The following is a 14,042-nucleotide window of genomic DNA, read 5'->3' on the forward strand; positions in this document are numbered from 1 at the left end:
AGCGAGAGGAAACGGGAATGGCCGGGCACCCTGTCCAGGTACAGAGCGAGTTCGCGCGTCTGAGGACGGTGGTCCTGGCCCGGAGCGAGTTCCGTGCCCCCGACGTACTCCACCCCGACGACCCGGTCCTGCGGCACCTGACCCCGCAGCACCGCCACGCCACGCTCGCCCTTCAGGGCAAGAACCTCGCCGACGCGGACCCCGGGCGTCAGCGCGCCTGGGAACAGGAGCGCGACACCTTCCGCGCACTCCTGGAGCGCCACGGCATCGAGGTTCTGCGGCCCCGGCTGCTGACCGACGCGGAGAAGCGGGCCACCGGCGCCGCCGGATACAGCAACTTCTTCACCAGGGACCCCTGGTTCACGGTGGGCGCCAACGTGATCGAAGGGGCCCTGCGCTTCGCCCACCGCCGCCTGGAAGTACTGCCGAGCCGCCCCGTCCTGCGCGAACACGTCCTGCCCGGCACGGCGGCGTACGTGGCCGTGCCGACCCCCGAACTCGGCGACGCCGCGAACCCCGACGGGCCCGGCCCCTTCATCGAGGGCGGCGACGTGCTGGTCCTCGGCACCCACGTCCTCGTCGGCCGCTCCGGCCTGGCCTCCGACGACGCGGGCTTCGCCTGGCTGCGCAAGTTCCTGGAGCCCCGGGGATTCACCGTCGAACAGGTGCCGCTCCAGCCGCAGGTGCTGCACCTGGACTGCGCACTCGGGCTCGTCCGCCAGGGCCTGCTGCTCGTCTGCGAGGACCGGCTCGTCGCGGGCCTGCCGGATGCGCTGCGCGCATGGGACCGCATCAGCGTGAGCGAGGACGAGGCGGCAGCGCTGGCCACCAACGGCCTGCCGCTGAGCTCCGACGTGTACGTGACCGACCCCGCGTTCTCCCGGATCGGCGACCAGCTCGAACGCCACGGCGTACGTGTCGAGTACGTCGACTTCGCCATCACCCGCAGCTTCGGCGGCTCGTTTCGCTGCTCCACCCAGCCGCTGTCCCGCGTGGACTGAGGTGCTCTCCTGCCACCGTCGCACAGCGCCCTCGATTTCGACCCGCCCCATCCCCTTGACCGGCGCGGGTGGCCAGCACAGGAGAACGGCTCGGAGCCGCAGGGTCGAACGCGCCCAGGCCGCCTCTCCGGGAAGGAGGGGCGGCCTGGACGTCGGAAGTGTTGGGAGCGTGCCGGGGGTTACTTCTTCGGGCAGGTCTCCTGGGTTACCTTGCCGCCCGACTTGTCGGCGGTGGCCGGGTCCATCGACAGGCACATGCCCGTCCAGTTGTTGATGAACTTGAAGCCGTCCATGGAGCCGGTCGGGGTGGCGATTTTGGTCGGCACGATGTTCCACATCTGGCTGCCGGAGAACCAGCGGGTCTCACAGTCCCACCAGAACAGCTGGGTGCCGGAGCCGGGCGGGTTGCCGTTGTTGTAGGGGACCGTCAGGCACTTGCCGTTGCTCGCCCTGATCCAGAAGTGGCCCTTGGGGTCGAACGACTTCGGCTGCGAGGCTTCCCACTGGTGGCTGCTGGGCGCGTCCGACTGGCACGCGCGCTGGGTGACCAGACCGCCGGTCTTGGAGTCGTCGAACTCGGGGCCCCGCACCATGCAGCGGCCGTACAGGCTGTTGACGTAGGTCTTGTCCTTGCTGACCGTCCAGAACATCCGGTTGCCGCCTGAGACGAACTTGTCCGCGTTGTGGTCGATGATCGCGTTCACCAGACCCCAGCCGGGGTAGTCCATCATGACGAAGCCGACCCGCCCGGCCTTGCGGTCGTTGAGGTGCTGCATCAGCCACAGGTTGACGCCCCCCGTCTGGGGCTTGTTCGAGTACACACGACCGCCGGCGTACTCGTACGGGGCGAAGCCCAGGGGGACGGTGGATGCGGACGTGTAGGTCGTGAACAGGTCACGGGGCGAAGGGCTGTCCATCGCCTTGTTGACGTTCTTCTTGACGTAGTCCCACTTTACGCCGAGGTCCGCCGCGTTCCAGGTGTCTTCCGTTCTGGAGTTGAAATCCTCGATGCCATATCCATCGGCTTCCGCGTTGTCGAAGCTGGCCAGGACCAGCTTGCCGCGGACGTCCCCCAGCACGGGAATGCCCGCCTTGCGGTTCCCCTTCACCGACGCGTCGTAGAAGAGGCCGGGGTACTCCTTCACGTAAGTGTCGAAGGTCGACCGGATCTGTTCCTTGGTCACGTTGTCCGGCTCGTTCTTGCAGTCGGTCAGGGCGCCCTTCTCACCCTGGTAAAGGCACTCGGCCTTCAGCCGCATGACGATCGTTTCGTGCGGGTTGGCCTTGAGGAAGTCCCGCGTCTTCCTGAGTACGTCGTCGAAGTTGGCCTTCTGGTAGTACGACGCGTGGTGGATCGTGAACTTGCCACCGATGGAGCGGACCCGGATGTCGATGGCGCGGATCCCGCTGTCGTACTGCGCCCGCAGCGTCTGCCCGCTGTCGCCGTAGTTCTCCTGCGTCTCCACGTAGTTACCACCGTGAATGGACAGCGTGTCGTGAGTCCCCGGGATGGACATGTCCGACAGCCTGGTGTCGCTCGCGACGCCCCACATCCACTCGTTCCGGTCCGGTGCGCCGAGGTTGCGGTAGGCGTCATCATTGGTCGACCCGGCGGCCTCGGCGGCGGTCGGGGTCAGGAGCGCCGCGCCGAGCGCGACGCAGACCGTCATCAGATGTGCCAGCGGGCGGGGCCGTCTGCGCGATCCGGCGCGGGGGGTGGGGCCGAGCATGGGACTCCTGTCCAGAGCGGGGCGTTACACGGTCCAGCTTGTGTCTCGACGCTCACGTTTCGCTCACGTTTCGCTCACGCGGTGGGCACACGCCCCGCACGCGCCGCTCCCCCGACGCCCCCCCGCCACTCCGCGTTCAGACAGACCGGCACGGCCCGCACAGCCAGAACCCGCCGATGTCCGCCGTCGCCCGGCGGCAGCCTCAGCTTCACAACACACGCAGAAACCGACATGGCGACCAGGGTCACGGCTCATCGAAGGTCCCATCACGCGCCGCCGACACAGAGGAACACAGCGAGGACTATGACCGTGGCCAGCGGACCCAGCAGTGCGTAACGAGCAGAGCGAGCCAGACGGCGGACGCCAGGAGCGAAATGGAGAGGTGTCAGCACGGCGACGGTGAGACCGATCTGAATCAGTGTCACTTCCACTGCCGGGACCACCGACGTCAGAGGCTGCGCCCAGGCAACGGCCACCACAGCCACAAGAGAGACATGCCCGAACGTGATCAGCGCCGTCCAGCTCCAGAAGAACAGCGCGAGGTACCGACAGGCCGGCCAGTCGGCCAGGTCGCGAGGCTTGACGTTTCGGGTGACATTCACGGATGCCAGCCTGTAGCCAGCTACCGGATGACCACATGAGCGCAACTACTCATCAACCCCTGCCATCTACTCATACGCGCACCGAAAGTGTGAGCTCAAAAGCGAAGCAAGCCCTGGCCCGGAACCAGTAGGACGAGGATCACCCTGCTTGGCACGACCACCGACCGCGGTGGGGCGCCCGGCCGGATCAGGCGAACTGCGAGAGTCGACGTGCCCGGACCAGGCGATCATCTCACGTCGTCGTCCGCATGCTCCAGGGCGGGGGGCTCCTGCCAGGTCAGGGTGTCCAGTGGCCGCGGCAGGTTCCGGGCCGTGCCGGGCACGGCTCTCGTCACCACGGACGCCTCGTCGCTGAAGAGACCGCCGGTGGTGCCCGGCGTACGGCCGGGCCCTGACATTGCCGCGCTTGACGTCTTCGTAATGGTCATCTCGTCCCCCTTGTTTGTCCCGGGCCGGGCCCGGCTTGAGGCCGGCGCATAGACCGGTTGCGAAAGCGTATACACATTCCGAACTGCGGCCCGAGAAGATTTCCTTCGGGCCACGTTCCGTGTCAGGCCGCGTCCGCTCCTGACTGCCCGCCCAGCGCTCCTGCCCCCGCGTCCCGCCACGTGGACCGGCACGAAGTCGGCTCTGGCGATGACGGAACGGATCGTCGGCTCGGCCGACCCCACATAGCGCACTTCCGTCGACTCTCGGACCGTATCTCGTCGGTTCCTCTACCCCGGGCGCGGGGCGACTACGGTCGAGTCAGACCGAACAGCGGCCCCGGACCACGACGGAGGCCGGGCCGGAAGGGCGGGCAGCCATGGCCGACATCGTTGATCTGGGCGCGTACGGCGAGGACTTCACAGCCGATCCGTATCCTTACTACGCCGCTCTGCGCGCCCGCGGCCCGGTGCACCAGGTGCGGCTGCCCGACGGACGGGAGGCGTGGCTGGTGGTCGACCACGATGCGGCGCGGGCCGCGCTCGCCGATCCACGGCTCGCCAAGGACTGGCGTGGCACCGGCAGGTGGGAAGTGCGCGAGGAACAGACCCCACTGTCCAGAAACATGCTGGAGCTCGACCCGCCGCACCACACCCGCCTGCGCAAGCTGGTGGCACGGGAGTTCACCACCCAACGGGTCGAGGCCCTGCGCCCCCGCGTCCAGCAGATCACCGACGGGCTGCTGGACACGATGCTCGCCGCCGATGACAGCCGTGCCGACCTCGTCGAGGCACTCGCCTTCCCGCTCCCGCTCATCGTCATCTGCGAACTGCTCGGCGTCCCGGACATGGACCGGGCCGTGTTCCGCGGCTGGTCCAACGAGATCGTCGCCCCGACGGGCCAGGAGGCCGCGCAGACCGCCGCCCGAGCCATGGCCGGCTACCTCGACGGCCTGATCGAGAGAAAGCGCCGGGAGCCGGGCGGCGACCTCCTCAGCGCCCTGGTCCACATCGCGGACGGAAGTGGCGACGGGGGCGGGAGCGGGGAGGGGGTCGGAGACGGCAGTGGCGACGGAGACGGCAGTGGTCACGGAGACGGCAGTGGTCACGGAGACAGCAGTGGTGACCGAGACGGCAGTGGCCGGGGCCCCGACCGCCTCTCGCGGCAGGAACTGATCGGCATGGCCGGCCTGTTACTGGTCGCCGGCCACGAGACGACGGTCAGCCTCATCGCCAACGGAATCCGGGCGCTGCTCGCCCATCCTGACCAAATGGCGGCCCTGCGAGCCGACTTCGGCCTCCTGGAAGGGGCCGTGGAGGAGGTGTTGCGCTATGACGGGCCGATCGAGGCAGCCACCTGGCGCTTCACGGACGGTCCTGTGGACATCGCCGGCACGCTCGTCCCCGATCGGCAGTTCGTGCTGATCTCCCTCGCCTCCGCAGCCCGTGACCCCGCCCGCTTCCCCGGCCCGGACCGCTTCGACATCGCCCGCGACGCCCGCGGCCATATCGCCTTCGGCCATGGCATCCACTACTGTCTGGGCGCCCCGCTGGCCCGGCTGGAGGCCCGTATCGCCGTCCGCGCCCTCCTGGAACGCTGCCCCGCTCTGGCCCTGGACCCCGATGCCGGGGCCCTGTCGTGGCGCACCGGCATGCTCATCCGCGGCCCGCGCCGCCTGCCGGTCCGCTGGGGCTGAGCGCCGACCGCGTACCCGAGGGGGCAGGAGTTCGGGTGTGGGGCTGGTAGCCGTCGTGCAGGATCGCCGCGGCCTGGTCGCAGCCGAACCCGCCGGCGCGGGCGATGAAGCCGCGAATGTCCTGCCGCAGGCAGCCGACGCCAAATCCGAGGCCGGGCCGCATCACCAGGTTGGTCTTGGTGTTGCGGGCGTACGTCGTGGTGGTCCGCTCGACCTTGGTGCGACGCCAGCCGTCCCCCACCGCGGTGCGTGATGTCTTCGTCCGGCTGTCGGCGGACAGGAAGACTGGAGGGCCGGCAACCCGTTACCGCGCTTACGCGGGGTCTCGGTGTGCAGGTTCGGGCCGTCGTCGCCCGTGGGGTCTCCGTCCTGACGTGTCCGTAGCCGCGGAAGGCTGACCCCGCCGTGCTGATCACACCGGCCCTCGTACGCTGACGACTCCCCGTACGAGGGGCCGCGTCATCCGAGTACCGCGTTGTCAGAGCCGGCGCCGACGCCGGTGGATGTTGGGGTCGTACCGCGGTCGGTCGGCAGCGCATACCGCCGGTCAGCGACGCCGTGGGCGGGACGGCCTGCCCATCCACCTGGCGACGATCGACCTCATGACCCGCCGCCTCACCGGCGAAACCACCCCCGACTGGCGCGAATCCTGCCCCTGCGGAACCAGATCCCCCACTACAGGACCTACCGCTCAGTTGCCGAGCCAGAGCAAGAGCCAGGTAGAAGGTCCTGGCCGGGCGGGGCGGCGGTCCCCTCCTGAGGGACCTTTTCCGGGGGTAGAGACATGTAAGGGGAATTAGCGTCGACGCGTGACCAGCATTGCGGAAAACGTTGAGGAGACATCCGAGCAGGCGGTGCACAAGGCGCACGCCCTCAGAAGCGCCCCGCGCTATTTCGTCTCGGCGGTGCTTGCGGGCGCGTACATCGGAGTGGGCGAGGTGCTGCTCCTGGTGGCCGTGTCGCCGTTCGTGGCGGCGGGCTCGCCGGCGGTCAAACTACTGGAGGGAGCGGTCTTCCCGATCGCGCTGACGATCGTGATGTTCGCGGGCGCGCAGCTCTTCACCAGCAATGTCATGGTGATGCTGATCGGGGCACTGACGGGGCGCACAGGCCCACGAGACCTGGTGGGCAGCTGGGGGCTGTCGCTGACGGGGAACCTCGTCGGTGCTTTCGTCTTCGGCGCCATGGTGCAGGCCTCGGGCGTGGCGTCGGCGCCGGCCGCGCGGGAGATGCTCACCGGCATGGTGCGGAGCAAGGAGGCGCTGGACGGCGGTCAGCTCTTCTGGCGCGCGGTGCTCTGCAACTTCCTCGTCTGCCTGGCGATTTGGATGTTCTACCGGGCCAAGGGCGACGGCGCGAAGATCTTCGTGTTGTGGATACCGGTCCTGGTTTTCGTCGCGGTCGGCTTCGAACATTGCGTCGCGAACATGGCGCTCTTCTCCTTGGCGATCCTCGACGGCGGCGCGGGTCTCACCGATCTCGGGCGTAACCTCCTCTTCACGGTGCCGGGGAATGTGATCGGTGGCGGGCTGCTTGTGGCTGGTTCGTACTGGTTCATGGGGCGGCCGGAGCGGGAGGAGGACCTCTGAGGACCGCGAGGGCCTCTAGAGCGGCGATCCTTCCCGGCGATCTACCGGGGCCGGGCCGGGGCCCCACGCGCAGGCGGCTGCCATTCCCGGGGCTCCTCCTCGCAGGCCCGCCACACTCGAGGGTCACCGTACGGAGCCATTCCTTCGAGCGGACGACCCGTTTCAGGCGGCCAGCAGTTCAGATGACTAGGTGCGATTGCTGTGCCTGGCTGGCGCTTTCACGCAGCCCGGTAACCCGATGAAGGACCGTTTCCCGGTACCCCCGACACCGGGCAGACCTTGCCGACGCGCTGCTCCTGCGTCAGCCCGCCAAGCCGGTCGTGGAAGGGGACACCTGCGTACGGAGAAAGTCCAACAGGGCCGCGTTGAAGTGCGCGGGCTGCTCGGCGCCCGGGAGGTGCCCGGCCTGCTCGATGACGTGCAAAGTGGCGTGCGGGACGAGCTGGCGGAGGGCTTCGGCGTCGGCGAGCGGGGTGTAGACGTCGTCGGCGCCGACGACGATGAGGACCGGACAGCGTGTGGCAGCCAGGGTGTCCCGGTAATCGGGGCGTTCGGCACGGCCGCGCAGGGCCGCGGCGGCGCCGCGCGGGTCGGTGGCCCGCATCATGCGCAGGACCCGGGCGGCGACTTCGGGCATAGCGGTGACGTTGTAGGCGGCGAGCATCTTGTCGATCACCTCGTCCGCGTAGCCTTCCATGCCCTCGGCCAGGAGACGGTCGGCCAGCCGGTTACGGAATGCCTTGCCCTCGGTCGTCTCGGCTGGCGCTGAGGTGTCCGACAGGAGGAGGGCCTGCACGCGTCCGGCATGGCTGCGCTGCATCTCCATGGCGATCTGCCCGCCCATGGACACGCCACCGACCACAGCCCGTTCGATGCCGAGGTGGTCCAGGACCCCGGCGAGGTCGTCGGCGAAGTCGCACAGATACACCGGGCCGTCGACCACCGAGCTGTCCCCGTAGCCGCGCAGGTCAGGCGTGATGACCCGGTACCCGGCATCGGCGAGCGCCGCCGCCTGCGGTGACCACAGGGACCGGTAAAAGGGGTGGCCGTGGATCAGGAGGACGGGAAGACCGGTCTTCGGGCCGATGTCGTCGTACTGAAGCGTGGCGCCGTTCACCGCGGCACTGCTCATCAAGGCCCCCCGGGCATGGTGCTGATCAAGGTGTCCAGGACGGTACGCCTCGGGTACTTGTTGCGACAAGCAGATAGTTGGCTGTCGATGCCTGAGAAACGGAACTCCCACGATGCAGCCCGTCCGGCGAACGATGAGTGGGCGGCAAGGACAACTACGAGAAGGACCGGGAGCTCGGGGAGCACATCGAGGAGATCTTCCCCGGTTGTTGTGGCCTTTGTTGCGGTGGTGATTCTGGGCGGCTGGATGCAGTCGGCGAGCTTTCGCAACTATCTGCGGCGCAGGAGGGAGCAGTAGGCACCGTGAGGGGTGCAGATGGCACCTGCGTTTCCTCGCCTCGCTGGCGTGCGCCGGTACCGCCAGCGACACCGTAAGTGAACGGCGAGAGCATGAGCGGGTCCCAAGGTACGATTGCCTGTATGGGGATGCTCACTACAGCCTTCCTTCCTGCTTCGGTGGGTGACTGCCTGCATCACCAGCCACCCACCGCGCCAAGAATTTCGCCACCTGCACCAGGCCCTTATAGGGGTACGTATTGACCTTCTGCCCGGGCTCGAACGCGAACGCGAACACGGAGCCGAGCGCGTAGGTGACGTAGAGGTACGTCTTCCCGTCCCGGGTCATGGGGGTTCAGAGTGCCCCCCCCCCGGGTTTCCGATTGAATCCCGTCTCGACCTCTCCAGAAACGCGCGTCGCCGTGTCCGGGCAGCCCAGTCTGGGTGCTGGTGCTCAGACCGGCTGAGTAGCAGAGCGCTGGTCCGCCTACCGCCCCCGCGGCTTTGATCGACGACATGAAGTCGAAGATCGTGGTCCCCGCGCTCGGTGTCACCCTGGTCGCTCTCCTCGGGCTGGCGGCCAAGGCATGCGAGACGGTACAAGGCGGGCCCGTTCACAGCACCGAGGAGTTCCGTGACCACGTCCGGGCCACCAACCGGGCCGGTGAGGACACCTACCGCTCACTGTCCCCCGCACCGGCCAAGGAGCCGTACGCCTCCCGGGAGGGCAGTTCCTCATGCGTGGACGACTTCGGCTTCGACGACACCGGCGTCAGCCGGGACGAGCCGATCCTCACCTGGGACCTGGACTTCGCCCGCGACGACGACTTCCGCGCCGCACTGGCATCCCTCCGGACCGCCTGGCGCAAGGACGGCCACACCGTCGAGAAAGTCGACAACGGCATCACCACCACCCTCGACGACGGCATCCGGGTCACCCTCCACCTCGACTACTACGACGGCGAACCCGAACTCCGCGCCGAGGGCACGTGCATGCGCTACCGACACAACTACGGCGACGCATACGACTACATGTACGACGACAACGGAGACGGGACCGTCGACGAATACGAGCGGCCGAACTGAGCGCGCGGGAGCACAGACGGAAGGCGAGACAAGTGAAGGCCGTCCCGCCGGGACAGCGTGACCCAGGTTTAGCAAGCCCAGATGCACTCTTGACGCCCACATCCACTTCACCTTGGTTCAAGGAGCCTGCGTGAACCGCAAGGGACTGCGCATAGCCGCCACAGTCGGCGTCACCTGCGGAGTCGCGCTCCGACACTCATGCTCGTCGCGATCTGAGCCATTCCCATGAGCGTCGGGCCGCGCCACCTTGTCCTGCTTGACCTGCGAGGGCGCGGCCTGCCTCCGGAACTGCCGACTTGCGCAAGGAAGGCCAACCATGAGCGACGAACGTCGGCCAGATGATGGCAAGGATCCTCGCCGGTCTCTTCACCGCTCCGGTGCGCCTTCTCCTACGGCTCAGCACGCTCGCGGAGCGGACCAAACGCGCAGCGGAGGAAGTCACTTCGTGCCTGACGACGTTCCTGGCCGCCCTCTTCGTCCTTGCATTCACTCCGGGGTTGCACGCCACCAACCCATGGCTCCCGGCGGCAGCGGCAACCGTACTCGGGATCGTGGCGAACCTGATCGTGACCCGAGTGGAGTCGCACAAGAGGTGAGAGCCCGCGGTCGCCTTTCCCCCCGACAGGCCGGAGCGGTGCGTGGGCGTGTGACGGTGCGCCCTACTCCTCGGGGCCTTTCGGCGTGCGCGGGTCGAGGGCCCCCGTGACGTCGCGCAATGCTAGGTCCATCAGCCAGGCCACGGACTCATCGGCACCCATCGCGACGGCAAGACCGTCTGGCACTCCTGCACACCGCTCGGCCTGGAACTGCTACCCGTGGGGCAGGCACCGCCGAGTGAACAGGCGGCGGGTAAACGGTCCGGACCGCGCCGGCCTGCGTCAGCAGACCCCCGGAACCCACGGTGATTGCTCGGCGCTCGATGAGCGGCCGGTGCCGGTAAAAGCGCAGTGTTCAGTGAGCGGTCTGTGCTCGGTGAGCGGTCAGTGCTCGATGACCTCGAAGATGTCCGTGTACATCTCGCGCTGCCACGGGGGCAGATCGTCGTAGTCCAAGACGTCGGCAGGCTCGGGCGCGCCGAAGTACTTGTACAACTGCGCGGTCCACGCGATGTCGACGAACCGGCTCTTCTCCTCCTTCGTCAGCCACAGAGTGGCGCCGTCCGAGACGGTAACGAACTGAACGATCTGCTCGTACACGGCACCGGCAGCCTCGCGCTCCCACTCCGGAGTCTCGGCCCACGGCGCCACGAAAGACGCCTCCGGCTCCCCCGGATGATGCGTTTTCACAGCAGTGATCCACGCCTCGCGGAACACCCGGGCACCATCCATGGCGCGCTCCCTCACCGTCAGCTCGACTCCGCGTCAACGACCACTCACCGGCCCGGTATCCGCCCGTAGTACAGCGCGCCGCGCAGGCCGAGCGACCGTGCCGTCAGCGCCTTGGACCCCGTGCCGGCACCGTTCGGGGGGGGCCACACGCCACCCGTGCTCCGGTTCTGGTCGTACTCCGGGGCCGTCCTCGTTGTAGACGCCGACGGTGACATCGCCGTTCCCGTCTCCGCCATAGTCCCCCAGGGCCAGCGCCGAGCCGAACTCGTCGCTGACTTCCGCCGCGCCCGGGCGCCGGTCGAGTCCTGGTGCCAGGCCGCAGACCTGGCGGTGCCCGAGGCGTCGAGCAGGCCGGCCGGGCCCAAAGCCGGGACAGTCGCCGAACCCGCACGATCCGCCGTGCCCGCGCGGAGGCGGATTGCCATTGGCAGGGCGGCGAGCGTTCCGGCGCCGCAGCGCTACGACTCGCCGGTGACTCTGGCCGATCCGATCGCCGCCGCGCCGATCTCCCTGGCGGCGGTCCGCGTAGACGAGTTGGAGTTCAGGTTGGCCAGCGATGCCTTGTTGAGCGCGTAGACGACGAACTCGTACGTGTTCACGGTCGAGGGCGAGCACGGCCCCTGGTAGCCGTAGAGGTTCGCACTGCCACGGTAGTAGACCTGCCTGGCTCCCGCCGGGGTCGAGGGCCGGTATGCGTGGTCGACATTTTGAGGGAGTGAGGTCGTGCTCGCCGCGATGTCGTAGATGACCCAGTGGATGAGGTTGGAGTTGTCGAGATCGCGCATGACGATCGCGTAGCTCTTGGTGGCAGCCGGAGCCCCCGACCAGGTCAGAGGAGGGGATTCGTTCCTCTTGCCGGGGTCGCTTCCGCCTCCGCTGGTGCACTCGTGGACCTTGGGGATGGCGCCACCGTCGGCGAACGCGGTACTGGAGAGGGCGAACGCGCTCCGGGTTGCCGACGGCGTCGGCGAGTTCGACGAAGCCGTGGTCGGCGAAAGGCCGACGGCCCCGCTGACGAGCAGAGCGCAAAGCGCAATTCTTGCACTTCTCACTGGAAGCTCCCGAGGTACGTGGGGTCGCTTGGGCGTCCGTGACGTGCGAGTGGGATGCGTGCGGCGGAACCAGCGTATGCACCGTTGGTTGTGGCGTCATGTCACTTATCGATCCGATCGAGGTACTTTTCACTTTCGGTCGTGCCGTCCCGGAGGGGGCGTCCCGTCAGGCCGTCGGTGATCAACAGCAGCACTCGGCCGTGCTCCAGGCGGGCTGGTGTGACCGGCCGGTGCGGCGGGTTCGTGGTCCGGGTTCAAGCCGGGTAGCCGCCCGCGCACGGACAGAACCATCACGCCCCCGGAGGACTTCGTCGAGCACAACCCCGACCTGACCGCTCCCGGGCCCTTCGTCCCCCTCGGATCGAGGCCCTCCATACCCCCAGAAAAGGCCTTTCCCCGCTAAGAGTTCCGTGCGTCCACCGCGAATGTTGACCTAGATCAACTTCCGGTTCAAAGGCGAATGGGATGCAAATGGATATGGGACCGAGCGGCAAGGGGCAGATCAGCCTCTTCGCCCTCATCATGATCGGTATCGGTTCGATCTTCGGTTCGGGCTGGCTGTTCGGTGCCGGGTCCGCGGCTCAGGTCGCGGGTCCGGCATCTGTCGTCGCCTGGGTGTTGGGCGCGATCTTCATGGGCCTCATCGCGATGTCGTACGCGGAGGTCGGTGCGGCGCTTCCGTCCCGCGGCAGCATGGCCCGCTTCGGACACCTCTCGCACGGGCCGGTGCTCGGCTTCATGACCGGCTGGGCCGTATGGATCGCGGTGGCCGCGCTGATCCCCATCGAATCCATCGCCGCCACGCAGTACATGGCGTCCTGGAACTTCGGCTGGGCCTCTGGGCTCTTCGACACCCAGTCGCACCAACTCACCCTTTCCGGCACCGCGGTCGCGCTGCTGCTGACCGTGGCGCTCTGGCTGGTCTGCTACTGGTCCGTGCAACTGCTCGCACGCATCAACATCGCGCTCACGCTGTTCAAATTCCTGATTCCTCTGCTGACCGTCGCCGCGTTGATGGCCTCCGGGTTCCACGGCTCGAACTTCACCAGCGCCGGGGGCTTCGCGCCCGAGGGGTGGACCGCTGTGCTGACCGCCATCAGCACCAGCGGAGTGGTCTTCGCCTTCAACGGCTTCCAGGCCATCGTCAACCTCGGCGGCTCCACCCGGAACCCGGGGCGGTCGATCCCGCTGGCTCTGGTCGGCGCCCTGGGGCTGGGCCTCGTCATCTACCTCGCGCTGCAGATCGCCTTCATCGGCGCGGTACCCCCCGAGCAGCTGGCCGAGACCGGCTGGCAGGGCATCAACTACGACTCGCCGTTCGTCGACCTCGCCAAGGTCCTGGCGTTGCACTGGGTGGTCACGATGCTGCAGTTCGGCGCCTTCGTCTCGCCCGCCGGCTCCAACATCGCCAATGTCGCCTCCGCCTCGTACATGGTGCAGAGCCTGGCCGAGACCGGCTTCTTCCCCAAGAGGCTGCGCCAGGTCCACCCGGTGTACGGCACCGCCCGCCCGGCGATGTGGCTCAACCTCGTCTTCGCCGTGGCCTTGCTGCTGGCCGCCGGGCGCAGTTGGAACGCGCTGTCCGCGGTGGTCTCGGCCGCGATGGTCATCTCCTACCTCATCGGGCCGATCGCGGTGGGCCTGTTCAGGGAGACCCGGCCGGACATGGCACGCCCGTTCCGCCTCCCGGCGGCCAAGGTGCTGTGCCCCATCACTTTCGCCTGCGCCGCCTGCGCCCTGTACTGGTCGAAGTGGCCCAACACCGGGCTGTGCGTGCTGCTCACGCTGATCGCCGCTCCCGTCGCCGCGGTCGTGCTGCGCCGCCGCACCAGGACCGATCTGCGGGCGCAGCTCGCCCCCGCCTGGTGGATGGTGTGCTTCCTGATCTGGATGACGGTCGTGTCCGCGCTGGGCAGCGAGGACTTCGGCGGCGCGGGTGTGATCGCCGGGGGCTTGGACATCGCGCTCGTGGCGCTCTCCGCACTCGGCTTCTACGCCTGGGCCCAGCGGGCGGGGCGAGCGGCACACCGGAGGGGGCTGGTGGAGGCGGATACGCCCGAGGAAGCACAGCCTGCGGCCCCGCCGACGGTCGGCACGGCCGCGCGCTGACGACCGCGCGCTGACG

The 14,042-nt window shown here is 68.2% G+C and carries 12 protein-coding genes; 5 read left to right on the forward strand and 7 right to left on the reverse strand.

Annotation, left to right across the window (positions count from 1 at the left end; all coding sequences use genetic code 11):
* Nucleotides 1–17: 17 nt before the first annotated feature.
* Nucleotides 18–1,001, forward strand: a complete 984-nt coding sequence (locus tag DEJ48_RS02740) for a dimethylarginine dimethylaminohydrolase family protein (protein WP_150214118.1) — start codon at nt 18–20, stop codon at nt 999–1,001.
* A gap of 179 nt (nt 1,002–1,180) precedes the next feature.
* On the opposite strand, the gene DEJ48_RS02745 is transcribed toward DEJ48_RS02740, so the two are convergent.
* The 3 genes from DEJ48_RS02745 to DEJ48_RS02755 form a co-directional block, all read right to left on the reverse strand.
* A complete protein-coding gene (locus DEJ48_RS02745) occupies nt 1,181–2,731 on the reverse strand; it encodes a phosphatidylinositol-specific phospholipase C domain-containing protein (protein WP_150214119.1) in 1,551 nt (516 codons plus the stop codon).
* A 266-nt stretch (nt 2,732–2,997) separates the two neighbouring features.
* A complete protein-coding gene (locus DEJ48_RS02750; RefSeq protein ID WP_150214121.1) occupies nt 2,998–3,333 on the reverse strand; it encodes a hypothetical protein in 336 nt (111 codons plus the stop codon).
* A gap of 227 nt (nt 3,334–3,560) precedes the next feature.
* Nucleotides 3,561–3,761 (reverse strand): hypothetical protein, encoded by a 201-nt coding sequence (locus tag DEJ48_RS02755; protein ID WP_150214123.1) that lies wholly within the window; start codon nt 3,759–3,761, stop codon nt 3,561–3,563.
* 377 nt (nt 3,762–4,138) lie between these two features.
* Between DEJ48_RS02755 and DEJ48_RS02760 the strand changes: the two genes are divergently transcribed.
* Nucleotides 4,139–5,455 carry a cytochrome P450 family protein gene (locus DEJ48_RS02760; protein WP_150214125.1) on the forward strand — a complete coding sequence of 439 codons (1,317 nt, stop codon included), beginning with the start codon at nt 4,139–4,141 and terminating at the stop codon, nt 5,453–5,455.
* On the opposite strand, the gene DEJ48_RS02765 is transcribed toward DEJ48_RS02760, so the two are convergent.
* A complete protein-coding gene (locus DEJ48_RS02765) occupies nt 5,415–5,696 on the reverse strand; it encodes a hypothetical protein (protein ID WP_150214127.1) in 282 nt (93 codons plus the stop codon). The genes DEJ48_RS02760 and DEJ48_RS02765 overlap by 41 nt on opposite strands.
* A gap of 568 nt (nt 5,697–6,264) precedes the next feature.
* Here DEJ48_RS02765 and DEJ48_RS02770 point away from each other — a divergent pair.
* Nucleotides 6,265–7,044 carry a formate/nitrite transporter family protein gene (locus DEJ48_RS02770; protein WP_150214129.1) on the forward strand — a complete coding sequence of 260 codons (780 nt, stop codon included), beginning with the start codon at nt 6,265–6,267 and terminating at the stop codon, nt 7,042–7,044.
* Between the two features lie 301 nt (nt 7,045–7,345).
* Here the strand turns inward: DEJ48_RS02770 and DEJ48_RS02775 are convergent, their stop codons facing one another.
* A complete protein-coding gene (locus DEJ48_RS02775) occupies nt 7,346–8,176 on the reverse strand; it encodes an alpha/beta fold hydrolase (protein WP_150214131.1) in 831 nt (276 codons plus the stop codon).
* 791 nt (nt 8,177–8,967) lie between these two features.
* Between DEJ48_RS02775 and DEJ48_RS02785 the strand changes: the two genes are divergently transcribed.
* On the forward strand, nt 8,968–9,537 hold the full coding sequence (locus DEJ48_RS02785; protein ID WP_150214135.1) for a hypothetical protein: 570 nt from the start codon (nt 8,968–8,970) through the stop codon (nt 9,535–9,537).
* A gap of 980 nt (nt 9,538–10,517) precedes the next feature.
* Here DEJ48_RS02785 and DEJ48_RS02790 read toward each other — a convergent pair.
* Together DEJ48_RS02790 and DEJ48_RS02795 are read right to left on the reverse strand one after the other, a co-directional pair.
* On the reverse strand, nt 10,518–10,865 hold the full coding sequence (locus DEJ48_RS02790; protein ID WP_150214137.1) for a hypothetical protein: 348 nt from the start codon (nt 10,863–10,865) through the stop codon (nt 10,518–10,520).
* A gap of 458 nt (nt 10,866–11,323) precedes the next feature.
* Nucleotides 11,324–11,917, reverse strand: coding sequence for a YbhB/YbcL family Raf kinase inhibitor-like protein (locus DEJ48_RS02795; RefSeq protein WP_150214139.1), 594 nt, complete (start codon nt 11,915–11,917; stop codon nt 11,324–11,326).
* Nucleotides 11,918–12,388: 471 nt separating this feature from the next.
* On the opposite strand from DEJ48_RS02795, the gene DEJ48_RS02800 reads away from it, so the two are divergent.
* Nucleotides 12,389–14,026 (forward strand): APC family permease, encoded by a 1,638-nt coding sequence (locus tag DEJ48_RS02800; RefSeq protein WP_150214141.1) that lies wholly within the window; start codon nt 12,389–12,391, stop codon nt 14,024–14,026.
* Nucleotides 14,027–14,042 lie beyond the last annotated feature (16 nt).

Origin of the sequence: Streptomyces venezuelae, from assembly GCF_008642315.1 — a bacterium.
GTDB lineage: Bacteria > Actinomycetota > Actinomycetes > Streptomycetales > Streptomycetaceae > Streptomyces > Streptomyces venezuelae_D.

Bases quoted from the DNA above. Each gene is read 5' to 3' on its own strand.
- DEJ48_RS02740 (WP_150214118.1), top strand. From the start codon at position 18: ATGGCCGGGCACCCTGTCCAGGTACAGAGCGAGTTCGCGCGTCTGAGG.
- DEJ48_RS02745 (WP_150214119.1), bottom strand. From the start codon at position 2,731: ATGCTCGGCCCCACCCCCCGCGCCGGATCGCGCAGACGGCCCCGCCCG.
- DEJ48_RS02755 (WP_150214123.1), bottom strand. From the start codon at position 3,761: ATGACCATTACGAAGACGTCAAGCGCGGCAATGTCAGGGCCCGGCCGT.
- DEJ48_RS02760 (WP_150214125.1), top strand. From the start codon at position 4,139: ATGGCCGACATCGTTGATCTGGGCGCGTACGGCGAGGACTTCACAGCC.
- DEJ48_RS02775 (WP_150214131.1), bottom strand. From the start codon at position 8,176: ATGAGCAGTGCCGCGGTGAACGGCGCCACGCTTCAGTACGACGACATC.
- DEJ48_RS02785 (WP_150214135.1), top strand. From the start codon at position 8,968: ATGAAGTCGAAGATCGTGGTCCCCGCGCTCGGTGTCACCCTGGTCGCT.
- DEJ48_RS02790 (WP_150214137.1), bottom strand. From the start codon at position 10,865: ATGGATGGTGCCCGGGTGTTCCGCGAGGCGTGGATCACTGCTGTGAAA.
- DEJ48_RS02800 (WP_150214141.1), top strand. From the start codon at position 12,389: ATGGATATGGGACCGAGCGGCAAGGGGCAGATCAGCCTCTTCGCCCTC.